The sequence below is a fragment of the Brevibacterium metallidurans genome (assembly GCF_037101285.1).
In the GTDB taxonomy this organism is placed as follows: domain Bacteria; phylum Actinomycetota; class Actinomycetes; order Actinomycetales; family Brevibacteriaceae; genus Brevibacterium; species Brevibacterium metallidurans.
Window position 1 is genome coordinate 298377 of record NZ_BAAAAF010000003.1, and the last position, 15451, is coordinate 313827.

The 15451-nt window shown below is 68.9% G+C and carries 15 protein-coding genes; 10 read left to right on the top strand and 5 right to left on the bottom strand.

All coding sequences use genetic code 11. The annotated features are described in order from the left end of the window. Positions 1 to 23 precede the first annotated feature (23 nt). The 4 genes from AACX88_RS06185 to AACX88_RS06200 are packed head-to-tail and all read left to right on the top strand — an operon-like array spanning position 24 to position 4120. Positions 24 to 1355, top strand: coding sequence for an amidohydrolase (locus tag AACX88_RS06185; RefSeq protein WP_223289953.1), 1332 nt, complete (start codon positions 24 to 26; stop codon positions 1353 to 1355). A gap of 38 nt (positions 1356 to 1393) precedes the next feature. After that, positions 1394 to 2542: a BMP family ABC transporter substrate-binding protein gene (locus AACX88_RS06190; protein ID WP_190247143.1), complete on the top strand. Its 1149-nt coding sequence runs from the start codon at positions 1394 to 1396 to the stop codon at positions 2540 to 2542. 43 nt (positions 2543 to 2585) lie between these two features. Then, positions 2586 to 3692, top strand: coding sequence for an adenosine deaminase (locus AACX88_RS06195; RefSeq protein ID WP_009379474.1), 1107 nt, complete (start codon positions 2586 to 2588; stop codon positions 3690 to 3692). 53 nt (positions 3693 to 3745) lie between these two features. Next, positions 3746 to 4120, top strand: coding sequence for a hypothetical protein (locus AACX88_RS06200; protein ID WP_223289954.1), 375 nt, complete (start codon positions 3746 to 3748; stop codon positions 4118 to 4120). A 12-nt stretch (positions 4121 to 4132) separates the two neighbouring features. Here the strand turns inward: AACX88_RS06200 and AACX88_RS06205 are convergent, their stop codons facing one another. The 3 genes from AACX88_RS06205 to AACX88_RS06215 all read right to left on the bottom strand — a co-directional run bounded on the left by AACX88_RS06205 (position 4133) and on the right by AACX88_RS06215 (position 6201). Beyond that, positions 4133 to 4843, bottom strand: a complete 711-nt coding sequence (locus tag AACX88_RS06205; RefSeq protein WP_144589035.1) for a hypothetical protein — start codon at positions 4841 to 4843, stop codon at positions 4133 to 4135. A 137-nt stretch (positions 4844 to 4980) separates the two neighbouring features. After that, on the bottom strand, positions 4981 to 5703 hold the full coding sequence (locus AACX88_RS06210; protein ID WP_144589033.1) for a GNAT family N-acetyltransferase: 723 nt from the start codon (positions 5701 to 5703) through the stop codon (positions 4981 to 4983). 3 nt (positions 5704 to 5706) lie between these two features. After that, a complete protein-coding gene (locus AACX88_RS06215; RefSeq protein ID WP_009379468.1) occupies positions 5707 to 6201 on the bottom strand; it encodes a MarR family winged helix-turn-helix transcriptional regulator in 495 nt (164 codons plus the stop codon). Between the two features lie 214 nt (positions 6202 to 6415). On the opposite strand from AACX88_RS06215, the gene sucC reads away from it, so the two are divergent. The 4 genes from sucC (at position 6416) to AACX88_RS06235 (ending at position 11581) form a co-directional block, all read left to right on the top strand. Next, complete coding sequence (gene sucC / locus AACX88_RS06220; RefSeq protein WP_063249139.1) at positions 6416 to 7585, top strand: ADP-forming succinate--CoA ligase subunit beta; 1170 nt, start codon at positions 6416 to 6418, stop codon at positions 7583 to 7585. 18 nt (positions 7586 to 7603) lie between these two features. Then, on the top strand, positions 7604 to 8506 hold the full coding sequence (sucD, locus tag AACX88_RS06225; RefSeq protein WP_144589031.1) for a succinate--CoA ligase subunit alpha: 903 nt from the start codon (positions 7604 to 7606) through the stop codon (positions 8504 to 8506). Positions 8507 to 8950: 444 nt separating this feature from the next. Beyond that, positions 8951 to 10267 (top strand): collagen binding domain-containing protein, encoded by a 1317-nt coding sequence (locus tag AACX88_RS06230; protein WP_101624894.1) that lies wholly within the window; start codon positions 8951 to 8953, stop codon positions 10265 to 10267. Between the two features lie 153 nt (positions 10268 to 10420). After that, positions 10421 to 11581: a threonine aldolase family protein gene (locus AACX88_RS06235; protein ID WP_339392221.1), complete on the top strand. Its 1161-nt coding sequence runs from the start codon at positions 10421 to 10423 to the stop codon at positions 11579 to 11581. A gap of 59 nt (positions 11582 to 11640) precedes the next feature. Here AACX88_RS06235 and AACX88_RS06240 read toward each other — a convergent pair whose 3' ends face one another. Further along, positions 11641 to 12045 carry a universal stress protein gene (locus AACX88_RS06240; RefSeq protein WP_009379462.1) on the bottom strand — a complete coding sequence of 135 codons (405 nt, stop codon included), beginning with the start codon at positions 12043 to 12045 and terminating at the stop codon, positions 11641 to 11643. Positions 12046 to 12155: 110 nt separating this feature from the next. Here AACX88_RS06240 and AACX88_RS06245 point away from each other — a divergent pair, with 110 nt between their 5' ends. Both AACX88_RS06245 and AACX88_RS06250 read left to right on the top strand, forming a co-directional pair. Continuing rightward, positions 12156 to 13415 carry a class I SAM-dependent methyltransferase gene (locus tag AACX88_RS06245; RefSeq protein ID WP_063249136.1) on the top strand — a complete coding sequence of 420 codons (1260 nt, stop codon included), beginning with the start codon at positions 12156 to 12158 and terminating at the stop codon, positions 13413 to 13415. 43 nt (positions 13416 to 13458) lie between these two features. Further along, positions 13459 to 14031, top strand: a complete 573-nt coding sequence (locus AACX88_RS06250; RefSeq protein WP_144589027.1) for a hypothetical protein — start codon at positions 13459 to 13461, stop codon at positions 14029 to 14031. Between the two features lie 54 nt (positions 14032 to 14085). On the opposite strand, the gene AACX88_RS06255 is transcribed toward AACX88_RS06250, so the two are convergent. Next, positions 14086 to 15441: an APC family permease gene (locus AACX88_RS06255; protein WP_009379459.1), complete on the bottom strand. Its 1356-nt coding sequence runs from the start codon at positions 15439 to 15441 to the stop codon at positions 14086 to 14088. Positions 15442 to 15451: the final 10 nt, after the last annotated feature.

Here is a 15451-nt window from a genome sequence, read left to right on the forward strand (position 1 = left end):
CGCCAGTGTCTAGCATGGCCTCAATGTCACTCAACCCCGATCCCAGCACAGCGATCCACGACGGAGAGCCTCCCAGCGTCGCAGGCACCCGGTCGCGCGCGAATGCCGCTGGCTCCCAGCAGCGCGTCACCGCCGACGCGACGGCTGCCGCCGACGGCGCCGCGGCGGCGACTCCCGCGAGCGTCATCGCCTCCACGATCGCGGAAATCGGCCCCGAGCTCATCGACTTCCGCCGCGACATCCACTCGCATCCGGAGCTCTCCTTCCGGGAGTCCGCGACGACGGACAAGCTCGTCGCCCGCCTCGAGGCCGCGGGGCTGACCCCGGTCCGCCTCGAGGGAACAGGGCTGATCTGCGACATCGGTGAGGGACCCATCGCGCTCGCCCTGCGCGCCGACATCGACGCCCTGCCCATCGACGACCTCATCGCCGAGGAGTTCGCCTCGACCGTGCCCGGGGTCGCCCATGCGTGCGGACACGACGTCCACCTCACCGGCCTCCTCGGCGCCGGCATCGCCCTGCAGCGGGCCCACGAGAGCACTCCGGGCGGCCTCGGGGGACGGGTGCGCCTGATCTTCCAGCCGGGCGAGGAGGTCACTCCGGGCGGGGCGCTGCGCGTTATCTCCCAGGGCGTCCTCGACGACGTCCCCGAGATCTACGCCGTCCACTGCGACCCCAACGTCGACGTCGGCCGGATCGGTTCGCGCATTGGTGCGATCACCGCCGCCGGCGACACCGTCCTCATCCGGCTCACCGGCCATGGCGGCCACACCTCGCGGCCCCACCTCACCGAGGACCTCGTCTACGCGCTCGGCAAACTCGCCACCGACCTGCCCTCGACGCTCGGTCGTCTCATCGACCCCCGTCACGCGATCTCGCTCGTCTGGGGTGAGATCAGCGCCGGCCACGCCGCCAACGTCGTCCCCTCCGAGGGAGTGCTGCGCGGAACCCTGCGGTGCCTCGACGTCGACGGCTGGAACCAGGTCGCCGAGGTGCTGCCCGACCTCGTCGAGCGCATCGCCGGCCCGTACGGGGTCAAGGTCGAACTCGACCACCGCCGCGGCGTCCCCCCGGTCGTCAACACCGAGGACCAGGTCGCGCTCATCGAAGCGGCCGTGCGGGCCGAACTCGGAGAGCACTCCGTGCAGCTGACCCCGCAGTCGATGGGCGGGGAGGACTTCGCGTGGTACCTCACGCACGTTCCCGGGGCGCTCGTGCGCATGGGCACACGCACGCCCGGGGGCACCACCTACGACCTCCATCAGGGCGACCTCCTTATCGACGAGGACAGCGTCGCGATCGCCGCGCGCATCGTCACGGCCACCGCGCTCAGGGTCCTCGACTCGAAGCGGTGAGGCGGGCGGCACTCAGGCCCGCCCGATAACCTGGAGCGATGAGAACGAACCTCGCGACCCGGGCCGCCGGTGCCGGCCTCGGCGTGCTCAGCCTCCTCGGGGTGAGCGCGTGTGCGGTGTCGACGCCCGAGGCGGTCGCGGACCCGACGACCGGATGCATGATCTCGGCCCCCGCCGGCTTCGACGACCACTCCGCCGGAGCCATCACCCTCGCCGAGATCGAGCTCGCGCGGGCCGCGGGACTCTTCACCGCGACCTCGAGTCAGCGGGTCTCGAACTCCTCCGCCACCTCGGCGGCGCTGCAGCGGACGACGGGGGAGGCGTGCACGCTCACGACCGTCGTCGGACCCGGCGGCGCGAGCGAACTCGCCGACTTCGCCCGAGGCAACCCCGACGGCCTCTTCCTCGGCATCGCCAGCGGGCACGAGGACTTCCCCGACAATGTGCTCAGCCTCGACTTCGACCTCGTGCCGCCGGCGTTCATCGCCGGCTACATCGCGGCCACGGCGAGCGAATCGGGTGAGGTCTCCGCGTTCGTCTCCCGCGGATTCCCGCAGGCCGAGCAGATCCTCACCGCCTTCGACGCCGGTGTGGCCCTCTACAACAAGGAGTCCGGCGACGAGGTCGAGGACGTCACCTCGTACCGGGAGTCGCGGATCGCCGGACGCACCGTCGACGACACCGACGGCGGCGGCCGCGACTTCTTCGAGTCCGCGCGCAGAGCCGACGCCGATGTCGTCGTGCCCTTCGGCTCGGCCGCGGCGATGGGGGTGCTCGCCGCCGTCACCGAGGAGCGCACCGCCGCGGCCACTGCCACCCCCGACCCCGAGGGCGAGGGTGAGGAGCCGGTGCTGCCGAAGATCATCTGGTACGGCGCCTCGGGCGACTTCAGCGACGCGATCATCGCGACGATCGAACCGAACATCCGCCGCGGGCTGCGGACGATGTTCCCCGAATGGCCGCAGAGCAAGAATCCCGACGAGGTCGTCGAACCCGGTCCCGAGGACCCCGCCGAGATCAACGGCATCCTCGTCACCGAGCACGAGTACAAGGGGACGATCGACAACGGCGGAGTCGGCATCTCCGCCGAGGACGGGTTCCTCAGCCGCGTCTCCGACGCCGGGCGCAGCATCGCGGATCTGCGCGAGCGGATCAAGAGCGGGGACATCGACCCGACCGCGGGGTAGCGTTCCCATGCTCCTCCCGGCCGGCAGCCGATAGACTTGCCCCGTGCATAGAACTCCCGCCGGCGTCGCCCACGACGACCCGATCCTCCAGCTGCCCAAGGTCTCCCTCCACGACCACCTCGACGGTGGTCTGCGACCGGAGACGATGATCGAACTCGCCGAGGCGGTCGGCCATGAGCTGCCCGCCACGGATCCCGAGGCGCTGGCCCAGTGGTTCGCGGAGTCCGCGAACTCCGGTGACCTCGTCCGCTACCTCGAGACCTTCGCCCACACCACCGCGGTGATGCAGACCCGTGAGGGCCTGATCCGCGTCGCCAAGGAGTGGGTGCTCGATCAGGTCGCCGACGGAGTCTTCTACGCCGAAGCCCGGTGGGCACCCGAACAGCACCTCGCCGGCGGCCTCGACCTCGACGACGTCGTCGACGCCGTCCAGGAGGGCCTCGACGCCGGTGTCGCCGAGGCGTCGGCCGACGGCCGGTTCATCCGCGTCGGTCAGATCATCACTGCGATGCGCCAGGCCGACAACTCGATGGCGATCGCCGAACTCGCCATCCGCCACCGGGAGAAGGGCGCGGACTCCGGCGTCGTCGGCTTCGACATCGCCGGCCCCGAGAAGGGCTTCCCGCCGTCGGCCCACCTCTCGGCCTTCAACGCCCTCCACCAGGCCTATGTGCCGGTGACGATCCACGCCGGTGAGGCCGCCGGGAAGGAGTCCATCCACGAAGCGGTCACGGTCTGCCACACCCAGCGCATCGGCCACGGCGCGCGGATCGTCGAGGACATGGACATCGTCGACGGTGAGGGCCAGCTCGGCAGCCTCGCCGCATGGGTGCTCGACCAGCAGATCCCCCTCGAACTCTGCCCGAGCTCGAACCTCCAGACCGACATCGGCGGCACCATCGCCTCCCACCCGATCACCGGGCTGAAAGACCTCGGGTTCGCTGTGACGATCAACCCGGACAACCGCCTCATGTCGGGCACGTCCGTGACCCGCGAGATGCGCCTGCTCGTCGACGAGGCGGGCTGGACTCAGACCGACCTTGAGTGGGCGACCGTCAACGCGATCACCGCGGCCTTCCTCCCCCTCGACGTGCGCGAGCGCATGCTCGACGAGATCCTCATCCCCGGATTCGCCCGGGTGACCGTGTGAGGCCGGCGGACGCAGGCGGGGCGCCCGGGTCTCCGGATCCGGACGGTCACGGTGTGCCCACCCCGCGGGCGATGCTCCTCGTCGTCATCGTCCTCGGTCTGCAGGCGCTCGTGCTCATCGGCACCGCGATCTCGTTCGTCGTCACCGCGCTGGGCGCCGGGGCGCTCGCGAGCTCACTCATCGGCCTCGCGGTGATGTTCCTCATCTTCGCCGCCGGGCTCCTGGCCGCGGCGCGGGGATCGTGGCGGCTGCATCGGTGGGCGCGGCCCGCGGCGATCGCCTTCGAGCTCCTCGTCATCGTCTTCGGCATCAGCGTCATCGGCGGATCACTGTGGCTCGGCCTCGGATGCCTCATCACCGCGATCGCCGTCATCGTCGGCTACTTCACCCCGCCGGTCGTCGACGCCTACAACCGGGCGCTCGCGTAGCCGAGGTCGACGTCACTGACCCAGGTAGGCTCCGCATGCCTCGGTGAGGTAGTCGCCGGCGACGCCGCCCTCTTCACCGAGGCTCCGCGCGGTCATCTGGATGCCCCACCACACCTGCGGGGATGCACCCCACTGCTGGCGGAACTCCTCGCGCTTCGACGGATCCGCGGAGAGGTCGTCGGCGGCCAGGGAGATCCGGTCCTGGGCGTCGTCGGCCGTGCACCGGGCCTCGTCGTCGGGTCCCTGCGGATCGAGTTCGGGGATGTCGTCGGAGTTCACGGTCGTGAGTGTGTACGCGGACTCGCCGATCTCCTCGACGTCGAAGAGGCCGTGGATGAGGACGAACGGGGCCTTGTCCGTGGTCACGTTGCCCGCATCGAGGGTGACGCTGACGCTGTTGGGGCTGTCGGGGGTGACGGTGACCTCGCCGGAGTCGGGGAGGTCGGGGTTGGCCGTGTGGACCCACGTCTTGAGGTAGGCCGGCTTCTTCTCTGCGGCGGCCTGCGCGAGGCCCTGCCACAGCGGGTCGGACTCCTTCGCTCCGCCGGGGGAGGAGTCGACGACGGAGATCTCCGGCGCATCGTCTGGCGTGGCGATCGGAGTGACCTCCTCGGGACTGACCGAGGGGCGCGGCTGGGGCCGCGTCTCCGTCGAGGTCGGCACGCAGGCGCTCGTGGTGAGGACGGCGGCAGCGGTCAGGAGGGCAAGGGAGCGAAGGCGCATGGTTCCTCGAACGTCGGAGTCGTGTCGGACATCAGCTCCAGCCTATGCCGACGGGCCGTCCGGGCCCGGCGGGACGCGCCGATCTCAGCGCCCTGTGGGCTCTCTGTGTCCTGTGTCGACCCGGCGTCTGTCGGTGCTCAGCGTCCCCGGAGTTCGCGCAGACTGCGCTTCTGCACTCCGGCCTCGTCGAAGTTCGCCGGATCGAGCCATGCGGCGAACCCCTTCCGCAGCTGCGGCCATTCGGAGTCGAGGATCGAGAACCATGCGGTGTCCCGGTTGCGCCCCTTGACGACCATGTGCTGGCGGAAGACCCCTTCGGGAGTGAAGCCGAAGCGCTCCGCCGCCCGTTTCGAGGGGACGTTGGCGTCGTTGCACTTCCATTCGAAGCGGCGATATCCGGAAGTGAAGACCGCGTCGGCGAAGAGGAAGAACGCCTCGGTCGCCCCGCGGGTGCGCGCGAGGTCGGGACCCCAGAGGATGTTGCCGATCTCGATGACCCCGTTGGCCGGATCGACGCGCATGAGCGCCTGGCGTCCCACCGCGCGCCCGGTGGCGCGGTCGACGACGGCGAAGAAGAGGAGATCGGGCGAGGCCGCGACCGTGGTCAGCCAGTCGGTGAACTCACCGCGATCGGTCGGTGGGACCTCGGGCAGATAGGCGAAGCGCTCCTCGGCTCCCTCGGCAATCGAGGCAACGAAGAGGTCATCGCCGTGGCGAGCGGGGTCGAGAGGTTCGAGATCGACGATGGTGCCGTGGATCGTCTCCCGCCGAGGCGGCGCCACCCCGGTCCAGTCGCGCAGGGACCCAGCGGCCACCTCGGCGGGGTGGAGCACCTCGGCGGGATCTGTCGAGTCGGTCATCGTTCAGTCCTCGTCGCCGTCGAAGCCGGTGGAGAGCTCGCGCAGGAGTGCGGCGAGCTTGCGCCGTCCCGCGGGGGTGAGGCCGGCGAGGATGTCGCGCTCCTTGACGAGGAGGTCGGCGAGTGCCGAGTCGACGGTCGCGCGTCCGGTCTCGGTCAGGCGCACGAGCACCCCGCGGCGATCGGCAGGATCGGGGAGGCGTTCGACCCAGCCGGCGGTGACGAGGCGGTCGATGCGGTTCGTCATCGTCCCCGAGGTCACGAGCGTCTCCTGGAGGAGCGTGGAGGGGGAGAGCTGGTAGGGCTCGCCGGAGCGGCGCAGGGCGGAGAGCACGTCGAAGGCCCAGCCCTCGATGCCGTACTCGGCGAAGCTCGACTTCCGTGCCCGGTCGAGCTGACGGGAGAGCCGAGTCACCCGGGAGAGGATCTCCATGGGGGAGACATCGAGGTCAGGACGCTCGTGTCGCCACGCAGCGACGATCCTGTCGACCTCATCCATGATCCGATTTTACGTCCAGATCAAGAATCTTGACGACCAAGATTCTTTTTCGCGAGACATTCCTTACGTACCGGGCCTGCGAATTTGGTTGCTCGAGTGCGGTTGGGAATAAAGTGGTCTGTGGTTGTTGCATCCGTCAACGCTCTTGCGGGGCCAAAAGACCCCGCACGAATGCTGGGTGAGAACGCCCTGCAGACGAAACGAAGGAAGACACGTGGATCTTTTCGAGTATCAAGCACGTGACCTGTTCGAGAAGCACGGGGTGCCCGTGCTCAAGGCTCAGGTCGCCACGACACCAGAAGAAGCGAAGAAGGCAGCCGAAGACCTGGGCGGCGGCGTGGTCGTCGTCAAGTCGCAGGTGAAGATCGGCGGCCGCGGCAAGGCCGGCGGCGTCAAGGTCGCGAAGAATCCTGACGAGGCGGAAGCGCGTGCCAAGGAGATCCTCGGTCTCGACATCAAGGGACACATCACGAAGAAGGTGATGATCGCCGAAGGTGCGGACATCGCCGAAGAGTACTACTTCTCCGTCCTCCTCGACCGCTCCAACCGCACCTACCTCGCGATGTGCTCGAAGGAAGGCGGCATGGAGATCGAGCAGCTCGCGGTCGAGCGCCCCGAAGCGCTTGCGAAGATCCCCGTCAGTGCCATTGACGGGATCGACGAGGCCAAGGCCAAGGAGATCGCCGAGGCGGCTGGCTTCGATGCCGAGACCGCTGCGAAGGTCGCCCCCGTGCTCGTGTCCCTGTGGACCGTCTTCGAGAAGGAGGACGCCACCCTCGTCGAGGTCAACCCGCTGGTCAAGACCGGTGCCGGTGACATCATCGCCCTCGACGGCAAGGTCTCGCTCGACGAGAACGCCGACTTCCGCCACCCCGACCACGAAGAGCTGCGCGACATCGACGCCGAGGACCCCCTCGAGCTCAAGGCCAAGGAACTCGACCTCAACTACGTCAAGCTCGACGGCGAGGTCGGAATCATCGGCAACGGTGCGGGCCTCGTGATGTCGACCCTCGACGTCGTCGCCTACGCAGGCGAGAAGCACGATGACGTCAAGCCGGCGAACTTCCTCGACATCGGCGGCGGCGCCTCGGCGGAGGTCATGGCCAACGGACTCGACGTCATCCTCGGCGATGACCAGGTCAAGGCCGTCTTCGTCAACGTCTTCGGCGGCATCACCGCGTGCGACGAGGTCGCCCGCGGCATCGTCAAGGCTCTCGAGATCCTCGGCGACCAGGCGACCAAGCCCCTCGTCGTCCGCCTCGACGGCAACAACGTCGAAGAGGGCCGCGCGATCCTCGCCGAGGCCGCTCACCCGCTCGTCACCCAGGTCGACACCATGGACGGTGGAGCCGACAAGGCCGCCGAACTGGCTGCTGCGAAGTAAGGAAAGGTCTCCATACCCATGTCAATCTTCCTGAATTCCGATTCGAAGATCATCGTCCAGGGCATCACCGGCGGCGAGGGCACCAAGCACACCGCCCGCATGCTCGCGGCTGGTTCGAACGTGGTCGGCGGCGTCAACGCCCGCAAGGCCGGCACCACTGTCAAGCACGTCGACAAGAACGGCGATGACATCGAGCTTCCCGTCTTCGCGACCGTCGCCGAGGCGATGGAGGCCACCGGTGCCGACGTGTCCGTCGCCTTCGTCCCGCCCGCGTTCTCGAAGGACGCGGCGATCGAGGCGATCGACGCCGGCATCGGCCTGCTCGTCATCATCACCGAGGGCATCCCGGTCCAGGATTCGGCCGAGGTCTGGGCGCGTGCCCAGGCGGCCGGCAACAAGACCCGGATCATCGGCCCCAACTGCCCGGGCATCATCTCGCCCGAGCAGTCGCTGGCCGGCATCATCCCCGCGAACATCACGAAGAAGGGCAAGCTCGGGCTCGTCTCGAAGTCGGGCACGCTCACCTACCAGATGATGTACGAACTCCGTGACCTCGGCTTCTCGACTGCGATCGGCATCGGCGGTGACCCGGTCATCGGCACCACGCACATCGACGCCCTCGAGGCGTTCGAGGCCGACCCGGAGACCGAGGCGATCGTCATGATCGGCGAGATCGGCGGAGACGCCGAGGAGCGGGCCGCCGCCTACATCAAGGAGAACGTGTCGAAGCCGGTCGTCGGCTACGTCGCAGGCTTCACCGCTCCCGAGGGCAAGACCATGGGCCACGCCGGCGCCATCGTCTCCGGCTCCTCGGGCACCGCCCAGGCGAAGAAGGAGGCCCTCGAGGCCGCCGGCGTCAAGGTCGGCAAGACCCCGACCGAGACCGCCGAACTCATGCGTGAGCTCCTCGCCGGCAAGTGAGCCGCTGACACCCGGCCGCTGAGACCGGGTCGCCGCGGTCAGCACTGCGAAGCCCGCCTCCGATCATCGGAGGCGGGCTTCGTGCCGTCTGCACTCGCCTCAGCCCCTTCATCCCGCACCCGCAGCGCCACGTCATCCCCGGAGCGTCACGTCATCCCCGGAGCGTCACATCATCCCGGCAGTTCTCCACCCCGCACCCGCAGCGCTGAAAACACCCGGTGCACGGGTAGTTCTTGGTGCTCCAAGTGCGGAATCCGCAGCTGCACACCCTCATCACCGCCGGCAGCACCCCTCATCTCTGAGAGCCGACTGGGCAGAATTCGTGTGCAAGTTGTGATCATCGTGTCCAACTTGTAATGTTTCGCTTTGAGTCCCCACTCAGCACCGATCTCCGGTCCCCTCCCGGATAGTCGACGGTGCTGTCCAACATACAAAGGAATCCCCATGACGCACGTACTTCCACGCGTCGGGGCGGCCATCCTCGCGATGTTCGCCCTGCTCGCAACGGTACTGGTCGCAATCCCCGCGAATGCTGCGCCGCCGTACCAGACCAACGCCTCGATCGACTCCCTCGAATTCCAGCAGGACGAGATCAAGAGCGGCTCCGTAGCCCGCATCGACGGCACCTGGAGTCTCCCCGACAACCCGACGACGCCCGCGGGCTTCGTCGTCGACCTGCCTGCCGAACTGCAGGGCCGTGTCGACGCGTTCGACCTCCTCGATCCCGAGGGCGTCGCAATGGGCGAGTGCACCGTGACCGAGACGCAGATCTTCTGCGACTTCGACTCGCAGTACCTCGCCGACAACCCGCTCAACCTCAAGGGCACGTTCTACTTCTGGGTCTCCGTGCAGACGGAGACGACCGAGACCAAGGAAGTCACCTACGACTTCGGTGAGGTCTCCGACACCGTCACCGTCACTCCGCCCGACGGACCCTGCGAGGGCGAATGCGAGTGGAAGGGCCAGGACTCCTACAAGTGGGGCAGCTACGACCGCGAGAACGACATCATCCAGTGGCACGTCAACATCGCCTCGCCCGCCGGCGGGATGAAGGGCGACCAGAAGGTCACGGTGACCGACCTCGGCGGGGAGAACATCGAACTCATCCCCGGTGAGACCCGTCTGGCCGGCACGAACCAGTTCAACGAGAACGGGCAGCCGGTGGGCTGGGGGCCGAAGCCCGAGGACTTCTACACCGTCTCCGAGGACGGCTCGACCGTGAGCTTCACCTCGGAAGAGGGCTGGGTCTACGCCGTCATCTACCGCACGACGGTCACCGACGGCGGCAAGGCCGGAACCTACACGAACTCGGCGAAGTTCGAGATCGAGGGCGAAGAGACCGTGATCAAGAAGGGCGAGGTCGTCCGCCAGGGCGGCGGCGGCACCGGCGACGGTGACGAGGGCTCCACCCCGACCCCGACCGACACCCCGACCGACACCCCGACTGAGACTCCGACTGAGACCCCGACCGAGACGCCCACGGGATCGCCGACTCCGACGGACAGCCCGGCCCCGACGGACACTCCGACGGACAGCCCGGCCCCGACGGACACTCCGACGGACAGCCCGGCCCCGACCGAGACCCCGACCGCCCCGGCTCCGTCGCCGTCCGAGACGCCGACGGCCCCGGGCCCCGGCGGTGACCTGCCGCGCACCGGTGTCGAGACCATCGGCACCCTCGCTGCCGGCGCGGCGCTGCTGGCCGCCGGTGCCGTGACGCTCATGCTCGTCCGTCGCCGGAAGATCAGCGAGGAGAGCTGAGACCGCGATTGACGGCTGAGACCGTCTGAGCCGGAAGGGGGGAGTGATCGTCGATCGCTCCCCCTTCCGCCATTCACCGCTCACTCGCCGAGGCGGGATGTCGGTCCGCGGCCCCGCCTGCACGGCGGTGGGGCAGGGCGATACGCTGAGCAGGTGAACGACGAGACTCGCAACGACGCCCCCTCACCCGCCGACCAGGTCCTCGACCCCTCGGCCGAACCCGCCACGCCCGAGCAGCCGCACCTTGCCGACCGCGTGAGCACGGATCCCGTCGACCACCCCCGCAACTTCGGTTCGGACAACTGGGCAGGCGCGCATCCCGAGGTCATCCAGGCGCTCATCGACGCCAATGTCGGGCACACCCCCGGCTACGGCGGGGATCCCTGGACCGCGCACTTCCACGGCGTCATGGAAGGACACTTCGGGGCGCGGGCGCAGGCGTTCCCCGTCTTCAACGGCACCGGCGCCAACGTCCTTGCCCTCCAGTCGGCCCTGCCCCGCTGGGCCGCGGTCATCACGGCCGCGAGCGCCCACATCAACTACGACGAGACCGGCGCACCGGAGAAGGTCGGCGGGCTCAAGATCGTCGCCGTCCCGACCGCCGACGGCAAGCTCACCCCGGAGTCGATCGCCTCTGCGATGGTCGGCCGCGGCAGCGAGCACAATGCGCAGCCGCTGGGCGTGAGCATCTCCCAGTCGACGGAATGGGGGACGACCTACCGGCCCGAGGAGATCCGCGCGATCGCCGACCACGCCCACGCGAACGGGATGATCCTCCACGTCGACGGCTCCCGCCTCGGCAATGCCGCCGCCTTCCTCGGCACCGACCTCGCCACCCTGACCACGGACGTCGGCGTCGACATCCTCAGCCTCGGCGGGACGAAGAACGGCCTCCTCGGCGCTGAGGCCGTCGTCGTCCTCAACCCCGAGATCGGGCAGGGGATGCGCTTCCTGCGGAAGATGAACCTCCAACTGTCGTCGAAGATGCGCTTCCTCTCCGCGCAGCTCAACGCCCTCTACGACGGGGACCTGTGGCGGAGGTCGGCGGACCACGCCAACGCGATGGCGCGGTACCTCGAGACCAGGCTCGCCGAGGTGGCCGCCTCCGGCCGTGTCCCCGGGCTCGACCTCGTCCAGCCCGTCGAGGCCAACGTCGTCTTCGTCCGCATGCCCGCCGAGGTGGCCGCCCGGGCCCGACAGCGCTTCGCGTTCGCCGACTGGCCGCTCGAGCGGGACATCGTCCGCCTCATGTGCGCCTTCGACACGACGACCGACGATGTCGACGCCCTCATCGCCGCCATCGCGGGGGAGTGAGCGTCACCGCACGGACGCGGTCGATGCCGATCGGTCGGCGTCTGCGGCGGTGAGAGCCGTCAGCGGGAGCGATCGGCCTTGACGGAGACGACGGGGACCTCGGCTTCGAGGATGATCCGCTGCGCGGTCGAACCCATGATGAGCTTGCCGACGGGGGAGCGGCGACGGGAACCGATGACGATCATGCGGGTGTCGTCGGTCGCCTCGGCGAGGGCCAGGAGCTCCTCGACGGGGTCGTTGCCGCGGAGGAACTGGAGGATCTCGTGGGAGACCTCGGAGTTCAGCAGGGTCTGCTTGAGTTCATCCATGTCGGCGTTCGTCGCGACTCCGTGCTCGTCGGGCGTCTCCCCGATGCCGGCGTTGAGGACGATGAGGGTGTCGTCGAAGGCGCGAGCCTGCTCGATGCCGAATGCGACCGCGGCCTTGCCTTCGGGCGAGGGGGAATAGCCGACGAGAATGGTCATGGTCTCTCCTGGTGCGTCGGGGGATGAGGCTCCCTCAATTAGTAGCACATCTCACGCCGGGCCCGGTCGCCGACAGGTGCGCACGAGCGGGCGCGCATTAGACTGAGCGGATGCCCGCCTCCCTCCTCGCCTCCGACTCTGCGGCCCTGCGCACCCGCGACGACCTGCTCGCCCGGATGCCGTGGCCCGCCGACGCCCCGGGGCTCGCCCAGGCGCGGCTGCTCGCCGACTATGTGATCGGGCGTCGCACCGGTGAACTCGACGTCTCCGGACGGTCGAGCGAGGGGACGTTCACCGCCCCGAGCGCTGCCCCCGACGAGGTCATCCTCGTCGACGACCCACTCGGCCTCCAGACCCGCGTGCTCTCCGAGCTCACCGCCGTGCGCACGTACAACGACCGCCTCGACGAGGCACGGAACGTCGCCGCGGAAGCCCCGGGTGCCGAGCCCGTCGCCGACCTCGCCGACGTACAGCGCACCGAGAGCGGGGACGTGCCCGGCGAGACCTGGGCGGTCGTCGATGCGCCGAAGGCGACACATGCCCTCGCCGAGGCGATCACCGTCCTCCACCCGCTCGTCACGACACTCATCGTCATCGGCCGCAGCGACGTGATGAGCCGGGCGGTGAACAAGGAGCTCGCCCGCGCCTTCGGTCGCGTCGACGTCTCACCGGGAGTGGGGAAGAACCGTCTGATCATCGGCAGCCGCCCCCTGACCTCCCCCTCGCTCACCCGTTTCCCGCGCACCGGGGTCATCGACACGCCCGCGACCGGACCGCTCACGGTCAGCGCCCACGGCGCGTGCTTCTCCGGGACGAAAGCCGACGAAGGGTCATCGCTCCTGCTCACCGCCCTCGCCGAGGCGTCCGCTTCCCCGGATGCAGTCCCCGCGCTCGCCCGTCCGGCCTCCGTCCTCGACCTCGGAGCGGGCAACGGCTGGCTGCTCACAGCGGCGATAGCCGTGACGGGAGCGGACACGGGAGTCGGCGTCGACGTCTCGAAGGCGGCGGTCGCCTCGGCGAGGGAGACGGCGGAGGCCAACGGAACGGCCGTCGACATCATCCTCGCCGATGCGAGCGGTGCCGATGCCGGCGATACCGACAGCGGCGGTACCGACGACCCGCTCGGGGGAGCGTACGACCTCATCCTTCTCAACCCGCCGTTCCACCACGGCACAGCGATCGAGACGGACACGGCGGCGGGGATGATGCGCACGGCTGCAGCCCACCTGACCCCCGGCGGCCGCGTGCTCACCGTCTTCAACTCCCACCTGCGCTACCGGGATCGGCTCGAGGACCTCATCGGTCCGAGCGTGCAGCTCGCCCGGACGGCCAAGTTCACGGTCGTCGAGAGCCGCCTGCCCGGAGAGTGACCCACGTCACCTGCTATTCACGTCGTCGTCCTAGTCTCGGGGCATGAACGACTTCGATCGGATCGAATACAGCCAGCTCGACGACATCCTCTCGTGTGAGAAGGACAGCTCCCACCCCGTTCTGCTCACGCAGGAGGCCCTCGATGGCACCGCCGCAGAACTCGTCGACTGCAACCGCGGAATCGTCGCCGGTGCACTCGATCGCGTCGATGACACCGACGCGATTTCCCAGGACGCCCTGCGCAGCAGCTATGTCGACCTCTACCGTGCGGCGGTGAGCGAGCACGGGCTCGCCTGGTACCGGACGCACGTCCCCCGACCCGCCCGAGAGCTCGCGCTCCAGGGGCTGCGGCTGATGAGCGCCCCCGAACACCTCGACCTCGCCGTCCGGGCGATCGAGTCCGACCTCGACGACGAAGCCTTCGCGGCGGCCTTCGCCTCCGCCGAGGCGGAGCTCCCGCTCGAGGAAGCCAACGCCGCGTACCTGCGCGACCTGCCGGCGATGAGCATCCTCAAGGACGCGGACATCCCCACCGCGATGAGCATCGAGTTCACCGGCTCCGGGGCGTCGAGTGACTACCCGCGCTGGAACGGAAACCTGAGCGTCCTCGGGTGATCGGGGGGCCATACTCCTTGAGGTCGAGCGCCTCACTCGGCGAGATCGAGCGCCTCACTCCTTGAGATCGAGCGAGGGTGTGGGCCGGCGGAAGCCGCGGGTGACGAACGCGAGGTAGGCGACGCCGAGGGCCAGCCACACCAGCCCGATGATGAGCGTGCGCGGGGACAGGCTCGTCCACAGCCACACGGTGAGGCCGAAGCCGATGCCGGGCAGGACGACGTAGCTGAGGATCGCACGACCGCCTCGGCGACCCCTGTCGATGACGAAGTGCTTGATGACTGCGAGGTTGACCGCGGAGAACGCCATGAGCGCGCCGAAGCTGACCATCTCCGAGATGAACGTGAGGTCGACAGCGAGCGCGAGGAGGGAGACGACGCCGACGGTGACCGTCGCGAAGACCGGGGTGAGGAAGCGCTTCGACAGGCGCCCGAAGAACCCGCGCGGAAGCACCCCGTCGCGGCCCATCGCGTAGAGGATGCGCGAGACCGAGGCCTGCGAGGTCAGTGCCGACCCGCAGGCGCCGGCGACGTAGGCGGCGGTGAAGAAGATCGTGAGGAACTGCCCTCCGGCGGCGGCCATGACGTCGAGCGAACCGGACTCGGGGTCGGCGAACGCGTTCGACGGGAAGACGAGCTGGGCGATGAACGAGAGCACGATGTAGATGAGCCCGCCGGTGAGCGTGGCGATGACGATCGCCCGCGGCACCGAGCGCTTGGGATCCTTCGCCTCCTCCGACAGCGTCGAGACGGCGTCGAAGCCGAGGAAGGACAGGCAGAGGATCGCGGCACCGGCCATGACGGCCCCGAACCCGTCGACGGTGCCGTCGCCGGTGAACGGGGCGGCGAGATCGACCGAACCCGAGCCCGAAATGGTGGCGAAGGAAAGGACGGCGAAGGTGAGGATGAAGATCCCCTGGGCGGCGATGATGACGATGTTCGCGCGCGCCACCGAGACGATGCCGATGATGTTGAGGATCGTGACGAGGACGATGGCGACGAGGACGAAGACCCACGAGGGGACCATCGGCAGGGCGGCATTGAGATAGAGGCCGATGACGAGGTAGTTGATCATCGGCAGGAAGAGGTAGTCGAGCAGCAGCGCCCACCCGGCGACAAAGCCGACGCCGGCGCCGAAGGTCTTCTGCGTGTACGTGTACGCGGAGCCGGCGAAGGGCAGCTCGCCGGCCATCTTCGCGTACGAGCGGGCGGTGAAGACCATCGCGACGAGGGTGATGACATAGGCGAGCGGCACGCGCCCGCCGGTGATCTCGGTGACGATGCCGTAGGTCGTGAACACCGTGAGCGGGACCATGTAGACGAGGCCGAAGAAGACGAGTGAGGGAACGCCGAGGGCGCGGCGCAGATGCCCGGTCTCGGCGGGAGCGGTGGTGCCGTGGTCGTCGGACATGACGGTCCTT